General features: G+C 60.9%; 19 protein-coding genes. 8 read left to right on the top strand and 11 right to left on the bottom strand.

Translation table 11 applies throughout. From position 1 onward, the window contains the following. Positions 1-521: 521 nt before the first annotated feature. Complete coding sequence (locus tag U5A57_RS08580) at positions 522-1,499, top strand: ornithine cyclodeaminase family protein (protein WP_321909900.1); 978 nt, start codon at positions 522-524, stop codon at positions 1,497-1,499. 31 nt (positions 1,500-1,530) lie between these two features. On the opposite strand, the gene U5A57_RS08585 is transcribed toward U5A57_RS08580, so the two are convergent. Then, on the bottom strand, positions 1,531-2,571 hold the full coding sequence (locus U5A57_RS08585; protein WP_321910395.1) for a LysR substrate-binding domain-containing protein: 1,041 nt from the start codon (positions 2,569-2,571) through the stop codon (positions 1,531-1,533). 24 nt (positions 2,572-2,595) lie between these two features. Between U5A57_RS08585 and U5A57_RS08590 the strand changes: the two genes are divergently transcribed. The 4 genes from U5A57_RS08590 (at position 2,596) to U5A57_RS08605 (ending at position 8,211) form a co-directional block, all read left to right on the top strand. Beyond that, positions 2,596-4,149, top strand: coding sequence for a M81 family metallopeptidase (locus U5A57_RS08590; protein ID WP_321909903.1), 1,554 nt, complete (start codon positions 2,596-2,598; stop codon positions 4,147-4,149). After that, the gene (locus U5A57_RS08595) at positions 4,146-5,318 is read left to right on the top strand and encodes a DSD1 family PLP-dependent enzyme (protein ID WP_321909905.1); all 1,173 of its coding nucleotides are present in this window, start codon (positions 4,146-4,148) and stop codon (positions 5,316-5,318) included. The genes U5A57_RS08590 and U5A57_RS08595 overlap by 4 nt, the downstream gene beginning before the upstream one ends. A gap of 142 nt (positions 5,319-5,460) precedes the next feature. Continuing rightward, positions 5,461-6,807: an MFS transporter gene (locus U5A57_RS08600; RefSeq protein WP_321909907.1), complete on the top strand. Its 1,347-nt coding sequence runs from the start codon at positions 5,461-5,463 to the stop codon at positions 6,805-6,807. A gap of 192 nt (positions 6,808-6,999) precedes the next feature. Continuing rightward, entirely contained in the window at positions 7,000-8,211 is a 1,212-nt protein-coding gene (locus U5A57_RS08605) for an MFS transporter (protein WP_321909909.1), read from the top strand. A gap of 57 nt (positions 8,212-8,268) precedes the next feature. On the opposite strand, the gene U5A57_RS08610 is transcribed toward U5A57_RS08605, so the two are convergent. From U5A57_RS08610 to U5A57_RS08620, 3 genes are all read right to left on the bottom strand, one after another. Next, the gene (locus tag U5A57_RS08610; protein WP_321910397.1) at positions 8,269-9,291 is read right to left on the bottom strand and encodes an aldo/keto reductase; all 1,023 of its coding nucleotides are present in this window, start codon (positions 9,289-9,291) and stop codon (positions 8,269-8,271) included. 164 nt (positions 9,292-9,455) lie between these two features. Beyond that, a complete protein-coding gene (locus U5A57_RS08615) occupies positions 9,456-10,112 on the bottom strand; it encodes an acetyltransferase (protein WP_321909911.1) in 657 nt (218 codons plus the stop codon). Positions 10,113-10,367: 255 nt separating this feature from the next. Further along, positions 10,368-11,135, bottom strand: a complete 768-nt coding sequence (locus tag U5A57_RS08620; RefSeq protein ID WP_321909913.1) for a c-type cytochrome — start codon at positions 11,133-11,135, stop codon at positions 10,368-10,370. Between the two features lie 768 nt (positions 11,136-11,903). Between U5A57_RS08620 and oxlT the strand changes: the two genes are divergently transcribed. Continuing rightward, positions 11,904-13,178 carry an oxalate/formate MFS antiporter gene (gene oxlT / locus U5A57_RS08625; RefSeq protein WP_321909915.1) on the top strand — a complete coding sequence of 425 codons (1,275 nt, stop codon included), beginning with the start codon at positions 11,904-11,906 and terminating at the stop codon, positions 13,176-13,178. Positions 13,179-13,230: 52 nt separating this feature from the next. On the opposite strand, the gene U5A57_RS08630 is transcribed toward oxlT, so the two are convergent. The 3 genes from U5A57_RS08630 to U5A57_RS08640 form a co-directional block, all read right to left on the bottom strand. Next, positions 13,231-13,620: a RidA family protein gene (locus tag U5A57_RS08630; RefSeq protein WP_321909918.1), complete on the bottom strand. Its 390-nt coding sequence runs from the start codon at positions 13,618-13,620 to the stop codon at positions 13,231-13,233. A gap of 99 nt (positions 13,621-13,719) precedes the next feature. Then, positions 13,720-15,207, bottom strand: a complete 1,488-nt coding sequence (locus U5A57_RS08635; protein WP_415765390.1) for an MFS transporter — start codon at positions 15,205-15,207, stop codon at positions 13,720-13,722. A gap of 54 nt (positions 15,208-15,261) precedes the next feature. After that, complete coding sequence (locus U5A57_RS08640; protein WP_321910401.1) at positions 15,262-16,386, bottom strand: mandelate racemase/muconate lactonizing enzyme family protein; 1,125 nt, start codon at positions 16,384-16,386, stop codon at positions 15,262-15,264. 127 nt (positions 16,387-16,513) lie between these two features. On the opposite strand from U5A57_RS08640, the gene U5A57_RS08645 reads away from it, so the two are divergent. Further along, entirely contained in the window at positions 16,514-17,440 is a 927-nt protein-coding gene (locus U5A57_RS08645; RefSeq protein ID WP_321909920.1) for a LysR family transcriptional regulator, read from the top strand. A 132-nt stretch (positions 17,441-17,572) separates the two neighbouring features. Then, a complete protein-coding gene (locus U5A57_RS08650; protein ID WP_321909922.1) occupies positions 17,573-18,880 on the top strand; it encodes an MFS transporter in 1,308 nt (435 codons plus the stop codon). A 43-nt stretch (positions 18,881-18,923) separates the two neighbouring features. Here the strand turns inward: U5A57_RS08650 and U5A57_RS08655 are convergent, their stop codons facing one another. From U5A57_RS08655 to U5A57_RS08670, 4 genes are all read right to left on the bottom strand, one after another. After that, entirely contained in the window at positions 18,924-19,862 is a 939-nt protein-coding gene (locus tag U5A57_RS08655; protein WP_321909925.1) for a dihydrodipicolinate synthase family protein, read from the bottom strand. Positions 19,863-19,927: 65 nt separating this feature from the next. Next, positions 19,928-21,475 carry an altronate dehydratase family protein gene (locus tag U5A57_RS08660; protein ID WP_321909927.1) on the bottom strand — a complete coding sequence of 516 codons (1,548 nt, stop codon included), beginning with the start codon at positions 21,473-21,475 and terminating at the stop codon, positions 19,928-19,930. A gap of 113 nt (positions 21,476-21,588) precedes the next feature. Beyond that, entirely contained in the window at positions 21,589-22,296 is a 708-nt protein-coding gene (locus U5A57_RS08665) for a ribonuclease activity regulator RraA (protein ID WP_321909929.1), read from the bottom strand. Between the two features lie 47 nt (positions 22,297-22,343). Continuing rightward, on the bottom strand, positions 22,344-23,129 hold the full coding sequence (locus U5A57_RS08670) for an SDR family oxidoreductase (protein WP_321909930.1): 786 nt from the start codon (positions 23,127-23,129) through the stop codon (positions 22,344-22,346). Positions 23,130-23,196: the final 67 nt, after the last annotated feature.

Below are 23,196 nucleotides of genomic sequence, written 5' to 3' on the forward strand. Positions count from 1 at the left end.
GCATTGAGGCACAGAGATTCGTTACCGATTGTTGTTTATTTGCTGTCCCGGGACAGCCATGCGCAAATCGTCTGATAATTTTTGTGTGCAGCATAACGAACCTGGCAGTTGGGTCTTGATGCGCCGCGCTTCATTGAGAACGAGACATTGCCAATGCCGCCTTGAGAATGAATTAAGCGGAACGATACTTCAGACGACGTGACGTCCACCGCGCACCGCTCTGGAAAAACAGGGAAGGCAGAAAATGGTGGCTTTTACTTAGGAAAGCGACAGGTAAATGAATACCAAGGGATATTGCATGAAATTTTGCACATTTCTTTTTAAAGAACACGCCCAGCGCAACCAGCGAGTGTGTGAAAATCCAATGCAAAAACTTGCTCTCTGTATTGCGAGCCTACCCTTGACCGCGCAAAACGGCATTAACGTCGACGTTAACCGCAAACTTAGAAGCGGTTAACCCGATTGCCGCGCGGAGCCGCGATACTCGGGTTCGCCCCCTCGCGACGCAACCCGAGTCCCCTATGAGCAAGACCACGCGACATCAAACCCTGTTGCTTCTCGACAAGCATGCCGTCGAGTCCCTGCTGACCCAGCAAGACGCACTTGCCGCAACGCGCGAAGCATTCGTCCTGCACAGCCAGCGGGAAGGCCGGGTTTTCCAGGTCGTGCGCGAACGGCTTCGTAGCGGCATCTTCGGGATCAAATCCGGCGATGTCGAGACGCAAGCGCTGCTCGGTTTCAAGGCCGCGGGCTTCTGGCCAGACAACCGGAAGATTGGCGGCGAGCCTCATCAGGCCACGATCATGCTGATTGATCCGCTCACGGGGCGTCCCACCTGCGTGATCGACGGGAATGCCATTACGACAATGCGCACGGGCGCAGCGGGCGGTTTGGGGCTCGAGCAACTCGCCCGTCCCGACAGCACGAGCGTGTGCGTGTTCGGCACCGGCGTGCAGGCGCGCATTCAGTTGACGTTCGCGTTGCGCCTCTTCCCCTCAATCGACCGGGTTCGCTACGTTACTTCGAATGGGGAGGTTAACGATTCATTCGAATCACAATTCCGCGAGCACTGCGATATCTCACACGTGAAGGACAGTAACGACGCCGTTGAGCAAAGCGATATCGTCATCACCGCAACACCGGGCAAAGGTCCATTGTTCGACGCCGACGCCGTGCGGCCCGGCACTCATCTCACCTGCGTGGGCGCGGACACTAAGGGCAAACGAGAATTGCCGGACGGTCTTCTGAAGCGCGCGCGCCTTTTCGTCGACGACGCCGGCCAGGCGTCGGAAATTGGCGAAGCGCAATGGGCACAGGAAGTCGAAGCAGTCGAGCTTGGCGATGTGTTGAACGGCAATGTCCGCTTCGAGCGCCAGCGTGATGACATTACCGTGTTCGATATGACGGGTCTTGCCTTGCAGGACCTGACTCTCGCCAGGTTATTGCGCGAGCGCGCCGTTCAAACGAACATGGGCACGTCGGTTCCGTGGCCGTGGTAGCCCCGCTCCCCACCGCGCATCCCGATTGCGTTTAGCCGCGTGTCGCGCGTGGCACTTGCAGTGCACGTGCGCGCTTGTCCTCGCCGCCACTCGAAGGGAGCCACGGCGGCGGCGACATCGACGCGCGCAAATACTCGAAAAAGCGCGTCGCCCGCAGCGAGCGCCCATGCCTCGAGTTGATCAGCGCCACGATATCCGCGTCGGGCAGCTTCCAGCCCTCGAGCAGGCGCACAAGCGTACCCGCCTGCAGATGCCCGGCCACATCCCATTCTGAACGCACGATGATGCCGAGGCCCGCGAGCGCCCAGTCTCGCACCGTGCCACCGTCATTGCTCGACAGCGCCGGTTCGATCCTGACGTTCGCCGCCGCGCCACGACCGCTCGGGCTGAAACGCCACATCGTCACGTCTTCGTCGTTTTCGCGCAGCGCGATGCAGTCGTGCGCGCGCAGGTCATCCGGGTGCTTCGGCGCACCGTGCCGGGCGAGATACTGCGGTGCGGCGCAAAGCACGCGACGGTTTGGAGCGAGATACTTACTGACGAGTGACGAGTCGCGCATCTCGCCAATGTGGATCATGAGTTCCCACATGTCATCCGAAATGCGCGTGGGTCGATCGGAGAGCGTGAGGCTGATCGTTACCTCCGGGTACTCACGACGAAACCCGGCAATTACGGGGGCGACATAACGCTGCCCGAAACCCAGCGGCGCGATCACACGCAATGCGCCAGCCACCGTACTTCGCCTCGACGACAGCATGTCGCTCAGATCGTCGATCTCCCCGCAAATCCTGCGCGCATGGGCCGCAAGCAACTCACCTTCGTCGGTCAGAACGAGACGCCGCCCAGATCGATCGAGCAAGCGCGTATGCAGCCGCAATTCGAGTTGCTTCAAGCGCTGTGTCACGGCGGGTGGCGTGACATCCAGCTTGCGCGACGCGTCGGCCAGCGACGCTGAAGATGCAAGGACAACGAAGAAACGCAAATCTTCAGTCGAAAGCATTAAGGCAGAGTTAATGTAGGAATCACCGCATGTTAACCCTGAGTGCTTATTGGCTGCCAATAATTTTTTCACGACGTCCAACTCAGGAGCTACCCGATGAAATCTCCACGCATTGCCATGCTTGGCTTTGCGATCGAGTCCAACCGTTTCGCTCCCGTCTCCACGCGCGCGGATTTTGTCTCGCGCGCGTATTTGAAGGGAGCGGACCTGGTCGCCGACGCCAAACGTGACGCGCCAGCCATGACACCCGAAATCCCCGCTTTTATCCGCACACTCGACAGCATCGGGCCGTGGACGCCCGTGCCCGTCCTCTTTGCCAACGCGGAATCGGGCGGCGCAGTCGAGCACGCGTTCTTCTCTGAAACGCTGGCCGAGATCGAGCATGGCTTGCGCGAGGCGCTGCCGCTCGACGCCGTATACATCTGCGAGCACGGCGCGGCGATCACGACCGAAGAGGACGATCCCGATGGTGCCGTCTTCGCGCTCGTGCGCAGCATCGTCGGGCCCGGCGTGCCGATTGTCGCCACCGTGGATCTCCATGCGAACGTCTCCGATCGAATGGTCGATTCCGTGGACGCGTTGATCTCCTATCGACGCAATCCCCACACCGATATGGCCGAGCGCGGCGCAGACGCGGCGCGCATACTCAACGAACTCGCGAACGGCATGCGCACCTCCGTTGCCCATGTCAGGCTCCCCGTCTGCTCCCCGCCGACCCAGCTGCTAACAGCCCCCGGCACCGGCCCCTACGCGGAGATGATCCGGCGTGCCGAGGCAATCGACGACCCGCGCGTCGTCAACATTTCCGTAGTCGGCGGTTTTGCATTCGCGGACACCCCAAAGAACGGGCTCACCGTGCTCGTGACCACTCGCAACGACGCACCGCTCGCAGCCCATATTGCGAACGAACTCGCAACGTTCGGCTGGCAGGAGCGCGCGGCATTCGTACCGCAACTGACGCAGCTCGACGACGCCATCCACCTCGCCAAAGCCATTGCCGACGAAGCAACCCGTGCGCCGGTACTTCTCGCCGACGTAGCCGACAATCCGGGCGGTGGCGGACGCGGCAACACACCGTTCATCTTGCGCGCCTTACTCGAGGCCGACATTCGCGGCGTGATTCTCGGTGTCGTGACCGATCCCGAACTCGTAGTAGACGCCGTAAGCGCAGGCGCCGGCGCAACGCTGCTCGCCCGCTTCAATCGCAGCGAAACCACGGTGCATTCCGAGCCGTTCGAGGCTCCCGCCCGCGTGTTGCGGCTACACAGCGGAAAGGGCGTGGGGCGGCGCGGACAGCTTGCAGGATGCCGGTTCGACCTCGGTCCGTCGGCTGCGCTGCAGGTAGGCGGAGTGACCGTCATCGTCATCACCAAACGGCATCAGTGCCACGAACCGATGTTCTTCGAGATGTTCGACATCGACATTGCAAGCGCGCGCGTCGTCGTGCTGAAGTCACGCGGCCATTTCCGCGCTGCATTCGACGAGTTCTTTTCGAACGATCGAATCATCAGCGTCGACGCACCGGGGCTCACCTCGCCTATGCTGTCACGGTTTGGCTTCAGGAAGCTGCCGCGTCCGGTCGTGCCACTGGACACGGACCTGGAGTGGCATGCCAATGCTCGCACGGTCATTCCACGGGAGTCCGTATGAATCGAGAAATTCCACTCGACGGCGTGTTGCCGAAAGCGCTTCAGACGCTTGAAACGCCCTGCCTGCTGCTCGATGAGGTGCGCATGGAGCGCAACATCAAGCGTCTGCGCGACCATCTCGACTCGCTGGGTGTTGATCTTCGTCCCCATTTGAAGACGCCGAAATCCATCGAGGTCGCACAGCGCATTCTGAACGGTGGCCGTCAATGCGCCGCAGTCTCGACGCTCAAGGAAGCCGAGCTTTTTTTCGAGGCTGGCGTGCGCGACATCCTGTACTGCGTGGGCGTAACGCCTGGCAAGCTCGATCGCGTAGCGGGGCTCAGACGCAGCGGCGCGAACCTGTCCGTAATCGTGGATAGCGTGGACGCTGCGCGCGCCGTTGCCGCGAAGTCGCGTGAAGCGCGCGCTCCCATTCCGACGCTCATCGAGATCGACAGCGACGGTCATCGCGCGGGCGTATCCGTCGAACATACTGAAGCGCTCATTGCAATCGGCCGCGAACTGCACGACGGTGGCGCGCAATTGCGTGGGGTGCTCACGCATGCTGGCGAGTCCTATAACTGCACAAGCGTCGACGCGATAGCAGCAATGGCAGAGCGAGAACGGGCCGCCGCCGTGGCGGGCGCACAGGCATTGCGCGCGGCCGGCCTGCCGTCGCCCGTCGTCAGCGTCGGGTCGACGCCGACCGCTTTGTACGCGCGAGACCTCACCGGCGTCACCGAGGTGCGCGCCGGCGTATTCGTGTTTTTCGACCTGGTCATGGCAGGCCTCGGCGTTTGCTCGACCGACGATGTCGCGCTGAGCGTACTGGCAACGGTTATCGGCCATCAGAGGGAGAAGGGCTGGATACTCGTCGACGCTGGCTGGATGGCGATGTCGCGCGACCGCGGAACAGCAAAGCAGCGTGTCGATCAGGGCTATGGCGTGGCCTGTGACATCGATGGGCGCTTGTACCCGGATCTGATCATGGTCGAAGCCAATCAGGAACAAGGCATCCTCGCCCTACGCCCAGGTAGCACCGCGACGCTGCCCGACCTGCAGATCGGCGCCCAGGTACGTCTGCTGCCGAACCATGCGTGTGCAACGGGCGCCCAACACGACACCTACGAGGTGGTGAGACCCGGCAGCCCAGCAGTCGTCGCACGCTGGCAGCGCTTTAGCGGCTGGTAGGCGCTGCCGTCCGGCACTTGGCTCGAACGATTCGCCCTGTGCCGGTGAGCACAGAGACTGCGCCGCGCGCCTGCGTGGCAATCCCTCCCGACCGACGCGACGTGTGCGCCGATCTCGAGTCTTGACCTGAGGAGAAACCGGTATGAATGCGACCGCGGATGCTACCGTGCCCCTGAGTCCGAAGATCGCCCGCAAAGTGGTATGGCGTCTCGCACCCCTGCTGATCCTGCTTTACGTCGTCAATCAAATGGACCGGGCGAACGTCGGCTATGCCGCCTTGACGATGAATCGCGAACTCGGTCTTTCGGCCTCTCAATTCGGTCTGGCGGCGGGCCTCTTTTACGCAGGATACATACTCGTGGCAGTGCCAAGCAATCTGATGCTGGCACGCTTCGGCGCACGTGTGTGGATGACGCGTATTCTCGTGACCTGGGGTGTGATTGCTTCGCTCACTGCATTCGTCGACAGCGCGCATACGCTGTATCTGCTGCGCTTTCTTCTTGGCATCGCAGAATCGGGCTTCTTTCCCGGCATCGTGCTGTACGTGACGTTCTGGCTGCCGCGTCAGGAACGCGTGTGGTTGATGTCGCTGCTGTTCCTGTCCATTCCGCTCTCGAATATGCTCGGTGCGCCAATTTCGACCTACGTGATGGAGCATGTGCGGCTTTTCGGCTGGTCGGGCTGGCGCGCAATGTTATTTCTCGAAGGCTTGCCGGCGATTGCGCTGGGCGTCGTGACCGCGACCATGATGAAGAACCGGCCCGATGAAGCCACCTGGCTGACGGCGGCGGAGCGCGATCAACTCAACCGGGCGCTTGCCGTCGAGCGCGCTGAAGCGCAACGCCATTCGCCCAAGGGCGTATGGCGTGCCCTCGCGGATCGCCGTGTTTTGACTTTCGGGCTCGTGTTCTTCGGCATCAATAGCGGCGTGGTTGCCCTTGCATTCTTCCTGCCCCAGATCATCGCCGGATTTTCGCAAATGTTCGCGGTCAAGTACTCGGTCTCACAGATCGGTCTCATCACCGCGATTCCGTTTGCCGTTTCCGCCGTCACGATCGTCTCCTGGGGGCAATATGCGCGCCGCACGACAGTCAGCGCGTGGCATGTCGCGATACCCGCCGCGATCGGCGGCCTGTCGTTCGCCGCCGCGCTCTTTCTTTCGTCGCCCTACGAAGTCATGATTGCCTTTACGCTTGGCGCAGTTGGCATCTATACGCCGCACGCGTCGTTCTGGCAGTTGCCGCCGCGCTATCTGAGCGGGGAAGCGGCGGCCGCGGGAATCGGGCTCATCAATACGATCGGCACGCTTGCCGGATTCCTTGGGCCCTATGCAACGGGTTGGCTGCGCGACGCCACCGGATCGTATCAGGCGCCTATGCTGCTCGTCGCAGCACTGATGTGCATCTCCGCGATCGTGGTGGTGCTCATCGAACGCTCGGCTCGCACGGCCTCGACGCTTGATACGCGGCCTTCCGGCAGCCCGTCATGAAATCGCGACCTCGTCTCAGCCACCATTTCGTCATGCAGATTGATGAGCGAACAGGCAATCCAACGCTCACGTGCCACGCCTGCAGCATTTTCTCGCGGCTTGTATGATGGCGGCTCCGGTGTCGCGGCAACGTAGTCTCGTGTCGCCGCCGGCCATCTCCCTGAAATGCTTGTTGGCTTGTCGGTAATTTTGATGAAACGGTTATTGGGTACCCGTCGTTCTGCTTCCGCTTTCATTTCAATCGCGGTCGCTTTCATGATCAATATGATGGGCACGACACTTCCGACGCCCATTTATCGGTTTTACCAGCAGCAGTACGGCTTTACACCGACGTTGATTACCGTAATTTACGCGTGCTATGCCGTTGGTGTTCTGGGCGCACTGCTCACGGTCGGGAACTGGTCGGATCAACTCGGTCGCCGGCGTATGTTGTTTGTGGGACTGTGTGCCTCCGCTGCTTCTGCCATCGCATTCATCACCAGCCACGGGGCAACCGGTTTGATGGTGGGACGTTTGCTGTCCGGGCTTTCCGCAGGCATTTTCACCAGCACGGCCACCGTCGCCGTGATCGAACTCGCGCCCCCCGCATGGCAACCGCAGGCAACGCTGGCAGCAACCGCCTCTAACATGCTGGGACTTGGATTCGGTCCACTGCTGAGCGGCATACTCGTCGCCCTGCTCCCGCGTCCGACCATCGTCCCTTACGCCGTCCATCTCGCACTGGTGTCTCTCGCGCTCATCGCCGTCTGGCGCGTGCCAGAAACTGCGCGCCCTGCTGAGCGCACGAAGCTGCAGTTTCAGCGCATTTCACTGCCCGTGGAGGTGCGCGACGCATTTATTCCCGCTGCGCTCGCCGGCTTTGCAGGATTCGTCGTGGTCGGCTTCTTCGCTGCCGTGGTTCCGCAATTGATCAGTGTGCTGCTCGGATATCACAGCAGTGTGCTGATCGGCGCACTCGTTTTCCTGCTTTTCGCCTGCTCGGCCATCGGTCAGATCATTCAGGCCCGCATCGCCACGCAGCATCGCCTCACAGCTGGCTGCATCGGTCTCGCGGTGGGGCTGACCGCGATCGCACTCTGCGTCCTGGACCGCTCGCTGACGACGCTTGTCGTCGGCACGACGATCGCAGGCATCGGCCAAGGTGTGAGCTTCAGAGCGAGTCTCGGCGATCTGGCTGCGAAATGTCCGTCGAATCGCCGCGCGGAAGTGACCTCGAGCTTCTTCGTGGTGCTCTATATCGCGATCTCCCTGCCGGTTATCGGGCTCGGTTTCGCCGTACAGCGAATCGGCATTGCGCACGCCACTTTGCTATTCGCGATTCTGACGACACTGACTGTGCTAATCGCACTGTGGCTCATCGTGCGTCGTCAGCGGCACCCGATCGAATCTGCGGCGGGGCGTTAACTGCCTGCGTACGCAATCTCGACGAGACAGGCGTCAGCCCACGTTGAAGCGGCCTCGCTAGTCTTGCGAGCCGTGCCGCGGAATGCGGCCAAAAAACGGGTGTTTCGGATCGTTGAAGCCGGGGGTGGACGGGTGGCCACTCACCACGAGCGAATCGATGAACGCCTCGTCGTCCGCGCTCAGCCGGTATTCCAGCGCGGGCAAATAATCGTCCCATTGCGCCTCGGTGCGCGGCCCCGCGATCGTGGAGCTCACATAGCGACTGTTCAGCACCCATGCAACAGCAAACTGTCCGGCGCTCAGCCCGCGCGTCAATGCATGCTCGTGCACGCGCCGCGCGAGATCGAGCGACTCGCGCCGCCATTCGGTCTGGTGAAGGCGTACGTCGCCTCGACCAGCACGGCTCTCGGGTGCGGGTTGGGCGTCCGCACCATACTTGCCGGTCAGCACCCCGCGGGCAAGCGGGCTGTACGCGATCACGCCGAGGCCATACCGGTGAGCCGCGGTCAGCTGTTCGGCTTCGGCCTGCCGATTCGCGATGTTATAGAGCGGCTGGCTGGCGACTGGCGCTTCCAGACCGAGCGCCTGTGCGGTATGTACAAACTCGGCGATCCTCCAGCCGCGATGATTCGAGAGGCCGTAATACCGGAGCTTGCCTGCGGCCACGAGATCGTTCAGTGCACGCACAGTCTCGTCGACCGGCGTTTGCGGGTCTTCCGCATGCAAGTAGAGAAGGTCGATATAGTCGGTATTCAAGCGCTTCAGGCTGGCTTCGACGGACCGCACGACGTGCTTGCGCGAAGCGCCCCTGCCATTGACGTCACCGTCGCCGACTGGATTGACGAACTTTGTTGCAAGCACCCATCGGTCGCGGCGGCTGGCGATGGAGCGACCCACCACACGCTCCGATTCCCCGCGCGAATAGGCGTCGGCGGTATCTATCGAGTTCACACCCTGCTCAAATGCCTTGTCTACGATGCGCGCTGCGGTCACGTCGTCGGTGGACTCGCCGAACATCATCGTGCCCAACGTCAGCGCAGACACCTTGATGCCGCTACGGCCAAGCTGTCGATATTCCATCATTGATTGCCTTCCCGAAATTCAATACCTCCCAGTCCCCAGCCGGCGAATCCGCCCTTGAGGACCGGACAATAATTCGTGGAGTTGCTGTCCGCTAAACGAAGCCATGGCGCATGACATCATGGGCGGCCTCCGCCCATGCGTGCGCCGTATGGCAAACCGGCTCACCGCTCGTACTTCTCGACGAACGCTTCTGCAGTGAGGCTACGGAAGTCGGCTAGCGCCGCGTCGATCCGATCATGACTCCAGTCCCACCATGCGATGCCTTGAAGTCGCTCCGCCGTACGGGCGTCGAAGCGCGGGCGCAGGACGCGCGCAGGCACGCCAACAACGATCGCATAAGGCGGCACGTCCTTCGTCACGACGGCCGCGGAACCGATCGCGGCCCCCGTTCCAATTGTCACACCAGGCATCACGATCGCACCGTGCCCAATCCACACGTCATGACCAATTGCAATCCGGTCCTTGGCGCGCCATTCGAAAATGCCGGCATCGTCCTCAAGAGAGAATCCGTACGAACGCGAGCGATAAGTGAAATGGTGAAGGGTCGCCCGCCATGTTGGGTGGTTAGACGGATTGATCCGCACACCCGTCGCGACATTCACGAATTTACCAATTTGCGCATGCGCGATCTGATTGTCACCCATTGCGTAGCCGTAGTCGCCGATCACCGAATCAGTCACGTTGCTACGAGGGCCAAGATAGGTGTAGCTGCCGAACTCGCTTCTACGAACCACTGACGTAGGATGAATCTCCGGATTCTCGGTCAAATCCTGGCCGAGTGTCCACGGATCGACGCCAGCACCGTGATCAATTTTCATTACACGCCTCGAGTAAGTCATTCGTATCACTACATGATGTATGTCGATCGGGTTCGTACCATCGTGAACCTCTGAGTACGAAACACCTGGATTGTCGTGCTTGCGTAACGATCATTGTAGGAGGGTACAAGTGATGAATTTGTGAACGTTTCCTGTCGCGAAGGTAATATTCATACTGATGACCAGATGTTTATACATCTAGATCATTACGAATACGTGTACTTCACCGAAACCACACTCGAAGCATCGCTTTAGCTAACGTGGCAGCGTCGACAAATACGCGGCAGCGTCCGCGATTTGTGCCTCGGACATGTGCGCAGCCACAGCCGTCATCGTTCCTGGCTTCGCTCCGCCCTGCGCTGCGCGTGCCTGGAACTCGTGGAGACGGACGACCGTGAAGCTGGCCGGCTGCCCCGCGATGCTCGGAAAACGCGCGCCGTTCCCCTTGCCCCCCGCTGCGTGGCAACTGAAGCAGGCCGCAACGCCCGCTCCATCGCCGAACTGCGCGAGCTGCGCGCCGGCACGGGCTTCATCGCCTTGTGGCTGTTCCTGCGCAACAACGGGCGGATGCTGGGCCGCGAAGTAACCGGCCACGGCTTGCATGTCCGCGTCGGACAGCGTGCGCGCAACCGGTTGCATGATCGAACTTGCGCGCGTGCCTGCCTTGAACATGGACAGTGCGTGGGCCAGGTATTCTGCATCCTGCCCGGCGAGCCGGGGCGCCGCTACCGCCATGGAACCTTCGCCCCTGGCGCCGTGACAAGCGGCACAGGTAGCGATCAACCCATCACGCGGAGTGGTCGCTGCAGGATCGGCAATCGCTGGGGTCACACTAAAGAGCGCGCCAATCGCCAATACCAGTACATACGCAACCCGTGCAGTGAAATGGGTCGTGTCGAAGGAGACAGCTATTCGGCCATGCGGTTGATTGCGCGTCGCTGCGGACATCTCACGCTGCCCGAGACGCGATTTTCGTGCTTGCAGAGATTGCAAAGCGAAGGACTTTGACATGGTTTGCGCCAACCTGTTTTCAACGAGAGGAAATTATTGAGCGCACCAGAATCCCTCGCAAATAGGCACTTCGAATCGTCGTGATATGCCCTGACTATGACGCCGCCGCAATCGCCGCACCCAAAGCGCAACGCCGTGAGCACACGCCTTCTCGGGACGATGTCCATTTTTTTGCGTATCGGACCCGCATCGCAATGCCATCGGAAACATGACGAATTTGTAATCGGCCTGCCATGTTGCGGTTATCTTCAGAGAGCGTAAATACAAAGTGTCTGAGTACCGACGTTCGACCGGGCTGCATTCGCATGACGCGCTGGCTCGATCGGGTCTACGACGATTAATGTCGTTGATGCTGAAGCCGCGGTCTCGTGAATTAGTTCTTCCGGTTAGTAATGCGAATCAAATCTGAAAGCCGATCTTGCACCGACTGCATGCGCCACGCACCAATGCTCACAGCTGCGCACCAACCGCGAGCATCGTTGGCGATTGGAAATCACTGCAGGCATGTGGCTTCCATCCCTTCTCCACCTCACTGCGAGACCGCACGGTCCTGGTCGCCTCACCTGTTTGCACTGGCACGATTCTGGCTCTTGTCAACGATGACGTATGCCTGATTCGCCTGCCAGCAACAACGAGTTCCGCACCTTTCTACAGTGTCGTTCGACGAACCCCATAGTTTTCATCCCATCGCCTGGCGGGCGCGACCCAGTCGTAACCGACCTCTGGCTCGCAAGGACAGCGAGCCGCCCGTGACATACCCTGCACCCTGGAAATGATGCAATGAACACAGTGAACACATCGGCATTCCCCAACACAAGACTAGCCGAACGGCACCGGTGGGGGCAGCTCGCACTCGGTCTCGTCTGCATGATGGCCATCTCGAGTCCTCAGTATGTGTGGACGCTGATGACGAAGCCTCTCATGACCAAGCTCGGCGTCGCGCTACCCGAGCTGCAGGTGACGTTTTCGATTCTCGTGCTCCTGCAGGCGTTCTTCTCGCCAGTCCAGGGGGCACTGATCGATCGGTTCGGCCCGCGCACGCTGATCTCGATTGGCACGGTGCTCACCGGCCTGAGCTGGCTACTCGCATCGCACGCGCAGAGTGTGCTCGGCCTCTATCTGACGTATGGCGGCGTGGGGGGCATCGGAACCGGCATCGTTTATGTTGGCGTCCTCGGCCTGATGGTCCGGTGGTTCCCCGATCGCCGCGGCTTTGCCGCGGGCATCGCGGCCGCGGGGTATGGCATGGGCGCGATCATCACGACGTTCCCGATTTCCGCGTCGCTCGTCACGCGGGGGATCGACGGCACGCTTGAACGATATGGCCTCCTCTTCGCCGTCGTGGGACTCGCCGCCTCGCAAGGGCTCAGGATGCCACGCAGCGAAATCACCGACCTGCACGACCAACCGGAAGCGGCCGGCACGCGGCCCTCGCTCGACTACCGGCCCGCACAAATGTTGCGCACACCGCTGTTCTGGCTGATGTTCGTCATGATGACGTTGATGGCTACCTCGGGCTTGATGGTGACCTCGCAAATGGCGATTTTCTCCGCCGATTTCGGCGTGAGCAAGGTACTCGTATTGGGGCTCGCAGCGTTGCCTCTGGCGTTGACGATCGACCGCTTCACAAACGGGCTGACGAGACCGCTATTCGGGTGGATCTCCGATCGGGTTGGACGTGAAAATACGATGGCGTTCGCATTCGCTCTCGAAGGACTTGCAATGCTCCTGTGGTTGCTCACGCGCGACGACGCAGTGCTGTTCGTCATCCTTTCCGGTGTGGTCTTCTTCGGTTGGGGCGAAATCTTCTCGCTGTTCCCCTCCACGCTCACCGATACGTTCGGCACCCGCCACGCCACGGCCAATTACGGATGGCTTTATCTTTCGTTTGGTATCGGCTCCATCTTCGGTGGCCCGCTTGCCGCCCTCCTGCATCAGCACACGAACAGCTGGATTCCCGTCTTCGGTTGCGCAATCGCCTTCGACATCACGACTGCCCTGCTCGCGCTCTTTGTCCTCAAGCCTGCGCGCAGCCGCTTCCTCCGTAGACACTAAGCCGCGCCGACAACGCCAGCCAGGCGCCGGCTCGCCCCAGAGCGACTGGCGCCTAACGCCGCGCGATGAAATCGATCTCAACGCGCGCGTCTTTCGCAAGTCCGGTGACGCCGATACAAGTGCGCGCGGGAAAGCGCCCCGCCGGGAAGTAGGTGCGATACACCGCGTTCATTCGCTCGTAATCCTCACTGAAATGCGTGAGAAAGATGCGCGCACAAATCACATTCGACTGATCAAGGCCGCAGCCCGCCAGCACCGTTTTCAGGTTGGCCATGACCGCGTGCGTCTGGGCTTCGATCCCCTCCGGGTATGGACTGTCGATCGAAGTTCCAGCAAACGGCATCTGTCCGGTGACAAATACCCAGCCCTCGCATTCGACCGCGTGACTGAACGGCGCGACCGGGTCGGGTGCGCCAGCAATCATATGGAACAAAGGGTTCATCGAAAGGCCTCCGTGCAGATATCGAATCAGGGCGCGATGCTGGGGCGCCTTGAAGTTGTCGAAAACGCTTCGGCGCATCCAGCCGTCACTCGCAACCGTTCACTCGGATTGCTGCAACGACCCAGGCCAGGCTCCGAATTGAACGCCGACAATACGCCGTGTACAGATCAAGGCGGCGACTACCACCGCAACGTCGATGGTAAAGCCTAGATGGATCGCATGCACGACAGAAGTCCGCTCAGTGCCGTGCTGTCCATGACCGGTGAAAACAACCACGCTCGCGAGCGCGCGCGACACCAGCGTACCGACGGTGGCCGTGCCCAGCATCCCGCCAACCATTCGCGTCGACTGTATCAACGCGGTCGTGATACCGAAGCGCGCGGGTCCGCACAACTCCTGGGCGAAGACGTTGAGGTTGTTGAAGATGAGGCCGAGTCCGACTCCAGCAGCACCCATCGATGCACCACCCAACGCGCTCTGGCTGGCGACGTCAAGCATCGCTGCGCCGACGCATCCTATGCCAATCAATGCAAAACCGACTGTGACGACCGTCATCGGTGAGCGAACGCGCGTCACGATTTGCGTATTTGCAAAACTGCCAAGCGCGAGGCAAACGGGTAGCGGCGTAACAGCGAGGCCGGCTGCCTGCGGTGTCATGCCGAAACCGGTTTGCAGCAGAAGCGGCATATAAAAGAGCAGCGAGAACATCGCGAAGCCGGCGGCAAAAGAAAGCAGAAGAAGAAACATCAGATTGCGATCATTGAAGAGATCGACCGGCAGTATCGGATGCGCGTGACGCTTTTCCCATCTGTACGTCAGCACGCACGAGACGATCGTCGTCGCGGCGAGAGCCAGCGTCGAAAGCGTGAATCCCTGCACGGGAAAGCGTTCAATGCCCATCTGGAGCGACGCGAGCAAGATCGATAGCAATGCTGCACCTGTCCAGTCAATCGTAGAACGCTGGCCGCGATGCTGCTCGATTTTCGGCAAATAGCAAATGACGCAGTAGAGACCCGCAAGCCCGACCGGAAGATTGACGAGAAACGTCGAGCGCCAGCCATAGGCATCACTCAGGAAACCACCGAGAAACGGCCCGGCAGCCGTGGCAATGCCATACGAGCCGGCCATTACGACCTGCCAGCGCATTCGAACGCGTGGATCGGGAAATAGATCGGGGATCGCCGCGAATGCCGTGCCTACCATCATGCCGCCCCCGACCCCCTGCAGCGCCCTTGCGAATACGAGGACCCCTACGTTCGGCGCGAGCCCGCATAGTGCGGAAGCGGCCGTAAACGTGATGATCGACGCGGTCACGAACCTCTTGCGGCCGAAATAATCGCCGAGCCGACCGAAGATGGGTACGGAGACGACCGATGCAAGCAAATAGATGCTTGCGATCCAGGCGTAGTACTGTGCGCCCTTGAGATCCGCGACGATGGAAGGCAGCGCGGTACTGACGACGGTCTGATCGAGCGCGACGAGCATGTTGACGAGACCGATCCCGAGCATCGCCAACAGCGATTCACGGAATGGCCGACTAGCCACCTTGTCATGTGACGGCGCATGGCGGCCTTCACCACGCCGCATGCGCGCCTCCCTCATTCCCATCGATTTCCCGCGCCGGGTGACTCGCCCTGCGTCTCATCTTGCTTCGGTCCACTTACCATACTTCGCCACCGCATCATCATCGAACGAGAACCCCAGCCCAGGTTCCTGATGCAGTGCAATCCGGCCGCCCTTTTGCGTCAGCTGGCGATCGATAAGGCGGCGAAAATTCAACACCTGGTCATCCCAGAAGAACTCGACATAGCGCGCATTCGGCGTTGCCGCAACGAGTGGCGCGTGCACATCATGAAACCAATGCGGGCACACGGCGACGCCGTAGCTGGCCGCGGTCGCGGCAATGCGCCGCCACTCCGAGATGCCTCCGCATACCAGCGCGTCGGTCTGAAGAATCGCCGCCGCCTCTTTGTCCAGCAACTCCTTGTGATACCACCGGCCATAACCGATCTCGCCCGTTGCGATCGGAACGCGTGTCCGCTTCGCGAGGCGCGCATGGTTATCCACGTCGTCGGGCGAGAATGGCTCTTCGATGAAGTACGGGTCGTATTGTTCGAATCGGCGCACGAACTGCAGTGCCTCCGTGACATCACGCCATCCGTTGTTAATATCGATCATTAGCTCGACGTCCGGACCGATCGCTTCGCGTGCCGCACGCACACGGGCTTCCTCCTCGGCGGGCGACAGGCGCCCAGCCTTCATCTTCACCGCCTTGAACCCCATCTCGACATAGCTCGCCATTTCGTCGCCGAGCATCTGCGGCGTCTTGGCGTCGAGGTAATAGCCGCCGCTTGCATAAGCGGGGACTGTATCGAGCTCCACAGCGCCCAGGTATTTGTGAAGTGGCAAGCCGTGCGTGCGAGCGTTGAGATCCCAGAGCGCCGTGTCCAGAATGCTGATTGCGCGCATGACCGTGCCCGAGCGGCCTTGCAGGAGCGATTCGCGATACATCGCCTGCCACAGGCCTTCAACGGCATACGAGTCCTGCCCGATCAGTACGGGAGCGAGCAATTGCTCGACCGCCACGCGCAGAAGTTCGCCGGCTGCGCTGCCGACATAGCAGAATCCGATGCCTTCGACACCATCGCTCGAGCGAACCTTGACCAGACCGTACTCGCGCTTCGACACGGTGCGTGTAGCGAACGACGTCACCCGGTCCAGCGGAACGACGGCCGCACAGATGGAAATCGACTCGATTCGTGGCATGTCGGCACTCCTTTTTTGAAAGGCAGACGTATTGTCCAATTCACCGCTATACGCAATCGAGTGTGCTGGTCCCAGACTATAAAAAACAGTATCCTTTGCCTTCTTCACAAGATAAAACTTTTTATTGATGGACTCGCGCTATCTTCAGAGCTTTGTCTATGTCGTTGAACTCGGATCGATCGCAGAAGCCGCGCGGCGGCTCGATCTAACGCCGGCCGCCGTGGCCCAGCGCGTCAAGATGCTCGAAAATGAACTGGGGATGAAACTCGTGCGCCGCTCCGGCCGCACGGTCGGAACGACCGAAGCCGGCGAGCGTATTCTTGGCCGCGCACGCACCGTGCTTCATGAGATACGCGACCTGAAGTCCGACCTGAACGATTCATCGACACTGGCAGGCCAATTGCGCCTCGGCGGTACGCCCACGATGATGACGAGTCTGATCCCTGACGTCCTCGCCAACCTGTTGACTCGTCACCTGCAAATAGACATCTACCTGGAACCTGGCACTTCGACGGAGCTGTACCGCAAGGTCGTGAATGGCCATCTCGACGCCGCAGTTCTCGTGCGGCCGCTTTTCGAGCTTCCAAAAAACTGTGACTGGCACACGTTCCGTGAGGAACCGCTGGTGCTGTTGACGCCCTCCTCGATGCAGGTCACCGATGTCCACCATACGCTGCAAACAGAGCCATTTTTGCGCTACGACCGAAACGTCGTCGGAGGTCAGCTCGCCGACGCCTATTTGCGGCAGCACGGCATCTTGCCGCGTCAGCGCTGCGAACTCGACGGGTTGGACGCGCTCGCCGTCCTGACCGATCGCGGGCTTGGCGTGACGCTCGTTCCCGATTGGCGCATGACGCCGTTTTCGGGCCTTTCGCTCACAAAATGGCCGCTGCCACATCCGTTCCCCAAGCGAGTCGTTGGGCTGTTGTGGAACCGATCGTCTGCTCGCGTTCGGCTCGTCCATGCATTTCGTGAGATGGCCGTTGAACAATTGTGTGGCGCGCAGGCCAGGGAAGCGCAAACCGGTCCTTCGTCCGGTGAGACGCAAAAATAACTGTTGTCTAAAGCAACGAGCAACCGCTTCCTCGATGAGAGACGCCACGCGATACTGCGCTCGCCGCCACTGCGTGACCCTTGCGGATCACTTGTGCACTACCTCGAACAACAGGGCGGACAAGGAGACACCATGTTCGTCCGCACCTCGATTGACCAAACGTTCGGCGCCACTGAATCTGACTCGCTTTTCAGGCGCGTCGCGTGGCGATTCATGCCGTTGCTGTTCGTCGGCTACGTGATTGCCTATCTCGATCGCGTGAACGTGGGTTTCGCAAAGCTGCAGATGGTCAACGCGCTGCACTTCAGCGAAGCAGCGTATGGACTCGGCGCTGGGCTTTTCTTCATCGGTTACTTCTTTTTCGAGGTGCCGAGCAACTTGCTGATGCACCGGCTGGGCGCCCGGCGCTGGATTGCGCGCATCATGGTAACGTGGGGTGCATTGTCGATCGCCACTGCTTTTGTCCGTACGCCGACGATGTTTTACGTCATGCGCTTTATGCTCGGCATTGCGGAAGCTGGCTTCTTCCCCGGCATGGTTCTTTACCTGACCTACTGGTTTCCCTCCCACCGGCGGGGCAAGATGGTCGCGCTACTGATGGCTGGCAATCCGGTCTCGGGGCTATTTGGAGGTCCGCTTTCCGGCTACATCATGCACGCCATGCACGGCACGCTGGGCATGGGCGGATGGCAATGGCTCTTCATCATCGAAGCCTTGCCCGCAATCGCGCTTGGCATTGTGATCTTTCTCTTTCTCGATGACCGTATCGCCGACGCGCACTGGCTCGACCCCGAGGACAAGCGCCTGATCCAGGAGGAGATCAATGCAGATGCCTCGACGCACACGCATAGTTCGGTGCGGATGGTGTTCACCTCGTTGCGCGTCTGGCTGCTATGCCTGATTCTTTTTGGCATTGTGATGGGTTCTTACGCGATCGGCTTCTGGCAGCCCACGATCATTCGCGGCACCGGTATCCGCGATCCGCTTACGATCGGCCTGCTGACGATGATCCCGTACTCGGCAGCGCTGGTTGCGATGATCGCAGTTGGCCGGAACGCAGATCGCACACGCGAGCGGCGACTGCACGTTGCCATACCCGCCGTTGTTGCGGCGCTCGGCTTCGTGATCTGCGCGTTCAACGGCGACCATGCGTTGCTGTCGATGATCGGTCTTACGCTTGCCGCGGGCGGAGTGGTGACGGCGCTGCCGATGTTCTGGGCCCTGCCTACCTCATTCCTTGGCGGCATGGGAGCGGCAGCCGGTATCGCACTGATCAACTGCACGGGCAATCTCGCGGGGTTCATCAGCCCGGCCATTATCGGATGGCTGAAGACCGTTACCCATACCTTGACGTCAGGACTGCTCGTCGTCGCGGCTTCGCTCGTGCTGTCCGCAATACTGATTCTCGCGCTGATTCCCGCCAGGCTGGTCAATAAGTGACTTTCAACAAACGCTGGCGCGACTGAATCGCGCCAGCCATCCCTCAGTTCAACTCCCGCAGCCTCTTCGTTTGACGCGTCACCAGGCGCTCAATGTCCGCGACATCGGCGGAAGACAGCCGGGGGCCGGGCTTACGCAATGTCGGTGATGCGATCACGCCGCGTTGCGCCATGAGATACTTCCTCACGGCGAGACCGATGTTCGACTGCTGCTCATAGCGCGCAAGCGGCAGATAAGCGTCGAAAATGTCGTGGGCCCGCTCAACGTCGCCGCTCGCATGAGCCGCGCACACGCCTACCATCATCTCGGGGTAGGCGAAGCCCGTCATCGCACCGTCTGCGCCGCGTGAGAGCTCTTCCGGCAGAAATAATCCGCCTCCGTTGCCGGTCAATATCGAAACCCGCCTGACATCGCCATCTTCGCTTGCGGCGCGGATGGCGGACAGCTTGGCCAGTCCAGGCGAGTCCTCATGCTTGAGCATCACGCAGGTTGGCGAATTCTTCATGATTCGCAGTACTACCGAGGTGGACATCTGCACGCCTGTCGACGTGGGATGATCCTGGAGGACCCACGGACAACTCTCGCCAAGCGTTGCAGTCACCATGTCGAAGTAAGCGACGATCTGCTCGTCGGTGCGCAAGGTCGACGCCGGCGCGACCATGACGCCGGAGGCGCCCATGTCCATGACCTCTGACGCCAGTTCACGCATGGGCGCAAACCCCGGCGCCGACGCGCCGACCACGACGGGCACCCGCCCTGCCACCCTCTCCAATACGCGCTTGACGAATGTGCGCGATTCGAGCGACGTGAGCTTCGTCGCCTCGCCCAGAATGCCAAGAATCGTGAGCCCCGTTGCGCCCACTTCCAGGTAGAAGTCCACCATCCGGTCCGTGCTCGCCAGATCGAGCGTGCCGTCGTCGGTAAATGGCGTCACCGCAAGCACATATACGCCTTTCGCGCTTTCATCCAATAGCCTGGTCACAGTCCACTCCTGAATGATCGAGTATGCGGCGGGATGCTAACGCCCGCTTGCAGCCGCCGCGCCTGTCAGCTCATGATGCCGATTTGCCACGGTACGAATTCGTGATCGCCGAGCCCCAGCAGTTCGCTACGCGTGCGCTCGCCTGAAGCAACGCGCAGCAGTGTGTCAAAAATCGTCTGCCCCATGGACTCGATCGTGGCATCGCCGTCGAGTATGGCGCCACAATTCAGGTCCATATCTTCAGTGAGCCGCTGATACATTGGCGTATTCGTTGCGAGCTTGAGCGACGGCACCGGCTTGGCGCCAAACATCGATCCGCGGCCGGTGGTGAACGCAATCAGATTCGCGCCGCCTGCGATCTGGCCTGTCGCGGAGACAGGATCGAATCCGGGTGTATCCATGAAGACCAGGCCCTTCGCGAGCACGGGCTCCGCATAACGATACACCTCCATCAAAGGACCTGTGCCGCCCTTCATCGACGAGCCCAGCGACTTCTCGAAAATGTTTGCGAGGCCGCCCATCTGATTGCCCGGACTCACGTTGCCGTTGATCTGCACGTCGCGACCGACCGAGTACTCCTCTTTCCACCAGCGGACGCGCTCGATCAGCTTTTCACCGATTTCGCGGCTGGCCGCACGGCGTGTGAGCGTATGCTCGACGCCGTAGATCTCTGGCGTCTCCGAGAGAATCGCGGTGCCCCCATGACGTGTCAGCAGGTCCATTGCGGCACCAAGTGCCGGGTTCGCGGTGATCGACGAAAAGCCGTCTGAACCGCCGCATTGCAAGCCGATCTTGAGATGTTCTGCGCTCACTGTCTGACGCTTCACGCGGTTCGCTTCAGGCAACAGGGCTAGCACCGCTTCGATGCCTGCCTCGATCGTCTTGCGCGTACCGCCATTTTCCTGCATGACGAACGTGTGCAATCGTTCGTCCGCTTGTAACGCTTCATCAGCCATGAGCCCGGCAAGCTGGTTGCGCTCGCAACCGAGGCCCACAATCAACGCAGCCGCCAGATTGGCGTGGCGCGCGTAGCCGGCCATCGTCCGCCGCAGCAAGGCCATCGGCTCGCCGCTCATTTCCATGCCGCACCCTGAGCCGTGTGTAAATGCGACGACGCCGTCGATGTTCGGGTACGCAGCTAGCCGCTCCGGGGTGAACCAGGCCGCTATCTTGTGCGCGACCGTTGCAGAACAATTGACGGTAGAAAGAATGCCGATGAAGTTGCGCGTGCCGACCTGGCCGTTTGCGCGCACGTACCCTTCGAAGCTCGCACGTTGCGCTGCCGGCACCCGCTCCAGCGCGCGATATTCGCTCGCATGGGCATAGTCGCGCTCGAACTCGCGGAACGTCGTGTTATGGGTGTGCACGAGCGTGCCCGGGGCGATGTCCGTTGCCGCGAACCCGACGACGACGTTGTACTTGCGGATCGGCTCTCCAGCAGCAATCGGCGCGCAAGCAATCTTGTACCCGGCCGCCACCTGACTGCGGCACAACAGTTGTGTGGTTCCCAGCTTCGTTCCGATCGCAACGTCTGTGCGGGCAATCACCACATTGTCGTCGGGATGCAGACGAATTACCGGACCATCAATCACCTTGTCGGATGGATTATTCACAATACCTCGAAGCAGGGATCTCGACGCCAAGTTGAATCAATGCGTCGCGTGGGAGAAATGAAAGGCCCGCCGCATGCAACGTGCGGCGGACCTCTTGCCAAAACGCAATCGCTTTATTGCTGACGTCGTTTAGCCGCTTCGTAACGCGCCTTGTTTTCCTCGTTAGGCGGATAGAGCCCCGGCAAGGATGCGCCCTGCTCCACTTGCTCCATGATCCACGCTTCGAGCCGCTCCTGCTCCGGTGCAGCGGCGACGATCTCGTCGACGAGCGCCGCAGGAATCACCACCGCACCGTCCGCATCGACGACGATCAGGTCATTGGGGAAAACCGCTACGCCGCCGCAGGCAACGGGCTCCTGCCAGTTGGCGAAAGTCAGACCCGCGACTGACGGGGGTGCGGCAGCGCCTCTGCTCCAGACGGGCAATTGAGTGCCGAGCACGCCCCCGATGTCGCGCACGACGCCATCCGTCACGAGCGCCGCAACGCCGCGCTTTTGCATGCGCGCGCAGAGAATGTCGCCGAAGATACCGGCGTCCGTCACACCCATCGCATCCACCACGGCCACGCACCCCTCGGGCATCGCTTCGATGGCCGCACGAGTCGAGCGCGGCGAAGACCAGGATTCCGGCGTGGCGAGATCCTCCCGGGCAGGTACGAAGCGCAGCGTGAATGCGCGCCCGACGATTCGCGGCAGGCCTTCCCTGATTGGCCGCGCGCCCCGAATCCACACGTTGCGCAGGCCCTTTTTCAGCAGGAGCGTGGTCAGCGTCGCCGTCGTGACGCCCGACAAGGTATCGATAATTTCTTGATCAACTGACATGGAAGTCTCTCATGCAAAGATAATTGCCAGACTGGTCGCCCGGCGAATCAGATACTCGCGATCAGGCCGCCGTCTACACGCACGACGCCCCCGGTCATGTACGACGCGCGTTCGCTCGCAAGGAACGTAACGACGTCCGCATACTCCTTCGGTTCGCCATACCGCCCGGCGGGAATCGACGATGTGCTCTCAGCCGCTACTGCCTCGACCGTCCGGCCTTCGCGTTTAGCCTTCGATTCATCGAGGAAACGAATGCGATCGGTCGCCACACGTCCGGGCACGACGACATTCGCGGTTACGCCATCACATGCAACTTCACGCGCCAGCGTCTTCGACCAGCCGACGAGCGACATCCGCAATGCATTGGACATGCCGAGATTCGGGATCGGCGCAATGACGCCCGATGACGCGCTGGTGATGACGCGGCCCCATTTGCGCTCGCGCATGCCCGGAAGCACTCTGTCCGTGATCGCAATCACGGAGAGCACCATCAAGCCGAAATATTTTTGCCAGGCATCGGCGGGTTGCCCCGACGCCGGTGTCGGCGGGGGGCCGCCCGTATTGTTCACGAGTACATCGACCCCTGCGAATTGGGCCTCGATCGAAGCGACGTGCTTCTCGATTGAAGCCAGGTCGCCGAGATCCCATTGCAGTGAGAACGCGCGCGCACCGGCTTCTTCTACGCGCTGTGCCGAGCGCTGCAGCGCGGCCTCGTCGACGTCCGCGAGAACGATGTTCGCTCCCTCGCGCGCAAGCGATACCGCAATCGCTTGTCCCAATCCACCGCCTGCGCCCATCACCAGCGCGGTCTTGTTACGCAAACCCAAATCCATCCTTCACTCCCGGCCTCACAGCCATTTCAGTGTTGATCAGATGCGCGGCTCAACCGCCGCTTCGTTC

Source organism: Paraburkholderia sp. J11-2 (genome assembly GCF_905220185.1).
In the GTDB taxonomy this organism is placed as follows: Bacteria; Pseudomonadota; Gammaproteobacteria; order Burkholderiales; family Burkholderiaceae; genus Paraburkholderia.

Excerpts from the sequence above, each read along its gene's own strand:
- U5A57_RS08670 (WP_321909930.1), bottom strand. The coding sequence starts at position 23,129 with ATGGATTTGGGTTTGCGTAACAAGACCGCGCTGGTGATGGGCGCAGGC.
- U5A57_RS08650 (WP_321909922.1), top strand. The coding sequence starts at position 17,573 with ATGTTCGTCCGCACCTCGATTGACCAAACGTTCGGCGCCACTGAATCT.
- U5A57_RS08610 (WP_321910397.1), bottom strand. The coding sequence starts at position 9,291 with ATGGAATATCGACAGCTTGGCCGTAGCGGCATCAAGGTGTCTGCGCTG.
- U5A57_RS08580 (WP_321909900.1), top strand. The coding sequence starts at position 522 with ATGAGCAAGACCACGCGACATCAAACCCTGTTGCTTCTCGACAAGCAT.
- U5A57_RS08645 (WP_321909920.1), top strand. The coding sequence starts at position 16,514 with ATGGACTCGCGCTATCTTCAGAGCTTTGTCTATGTCGTTGAACTCGGA.
- U5A57_RS08615 (WP_321909911.1), bottom strand. The coding sequence starts at position 10,112 with ATGAAAATTGATCACGGTGCTGGCGTCGATCCGTGGACACTCGGCCAG.
- oxlT (WP_321909915.1), top strand. The coding sequence starts at position 11,904 with ATGAACACAGTGAACACATCGGCATTCCCCAACACAAGACTAGCCGAA.
- U5A57_RS08640 (WP_321910401.1), bottom strand. The coding sequence starts at position 16,386 with ATGCCACGAATCGAGTCGATTTCCATCTGTGCGGCCGTCGTTCCGCTG.
- U5A57_RS08590 (WP_321909903.1), top strand. The coding sequence starts at position 2,596 with ATGAAATCTCCACGCATTGCCATGCTTGGCTTTGCGATCGAGTCCAAC.
- U5A57_RS08595 (WP_321909905.1), top strand. The coding sequence starts at position 4,146 with ATGAATCGAGAAATTCCACTCGACGGCGTGTTGCCGAAAGCGCTTCAG.
- U5A57_RS08635 (WP_415765390.1), bottom strand. The coding sequence starts at position 15,207 with ATGCGGCGTGGTGAAGGCCGCCATGCGCCGTCACATGACAAGGTGGCT.
- U5A57_RS08600 (WP_321909907.1), top strand. The coding sequence starts at position 5,461 with ATGAATGCGACCGCGGATGCTACCGTGCCCCTGAGTCCGAAGATCGCC.
- U5A57_RS08630 (WP_321909918.1), bottom strand. The coding sequence starts at position 13,620 with ATGAACCCTTTGTTCCATATGATTGCTGGCGCACCCGACCCGGTCGCG.
- U5A57_RS08665 (WP_321909929.1), bottom strand. The coding sequence starts at position 22,296 with ATGTCAGTTGATCAAGAAATTATCGATACCTTGTCGGGCGTCACGACG.
- U5A57_RS08605 (WP_321909909.1), top strand. The coding sequence starts at position 7,000 with ATGAAACGGTTATTGGGTACCCGTCGTTCTGCTTCCGCTTTCATTTCA.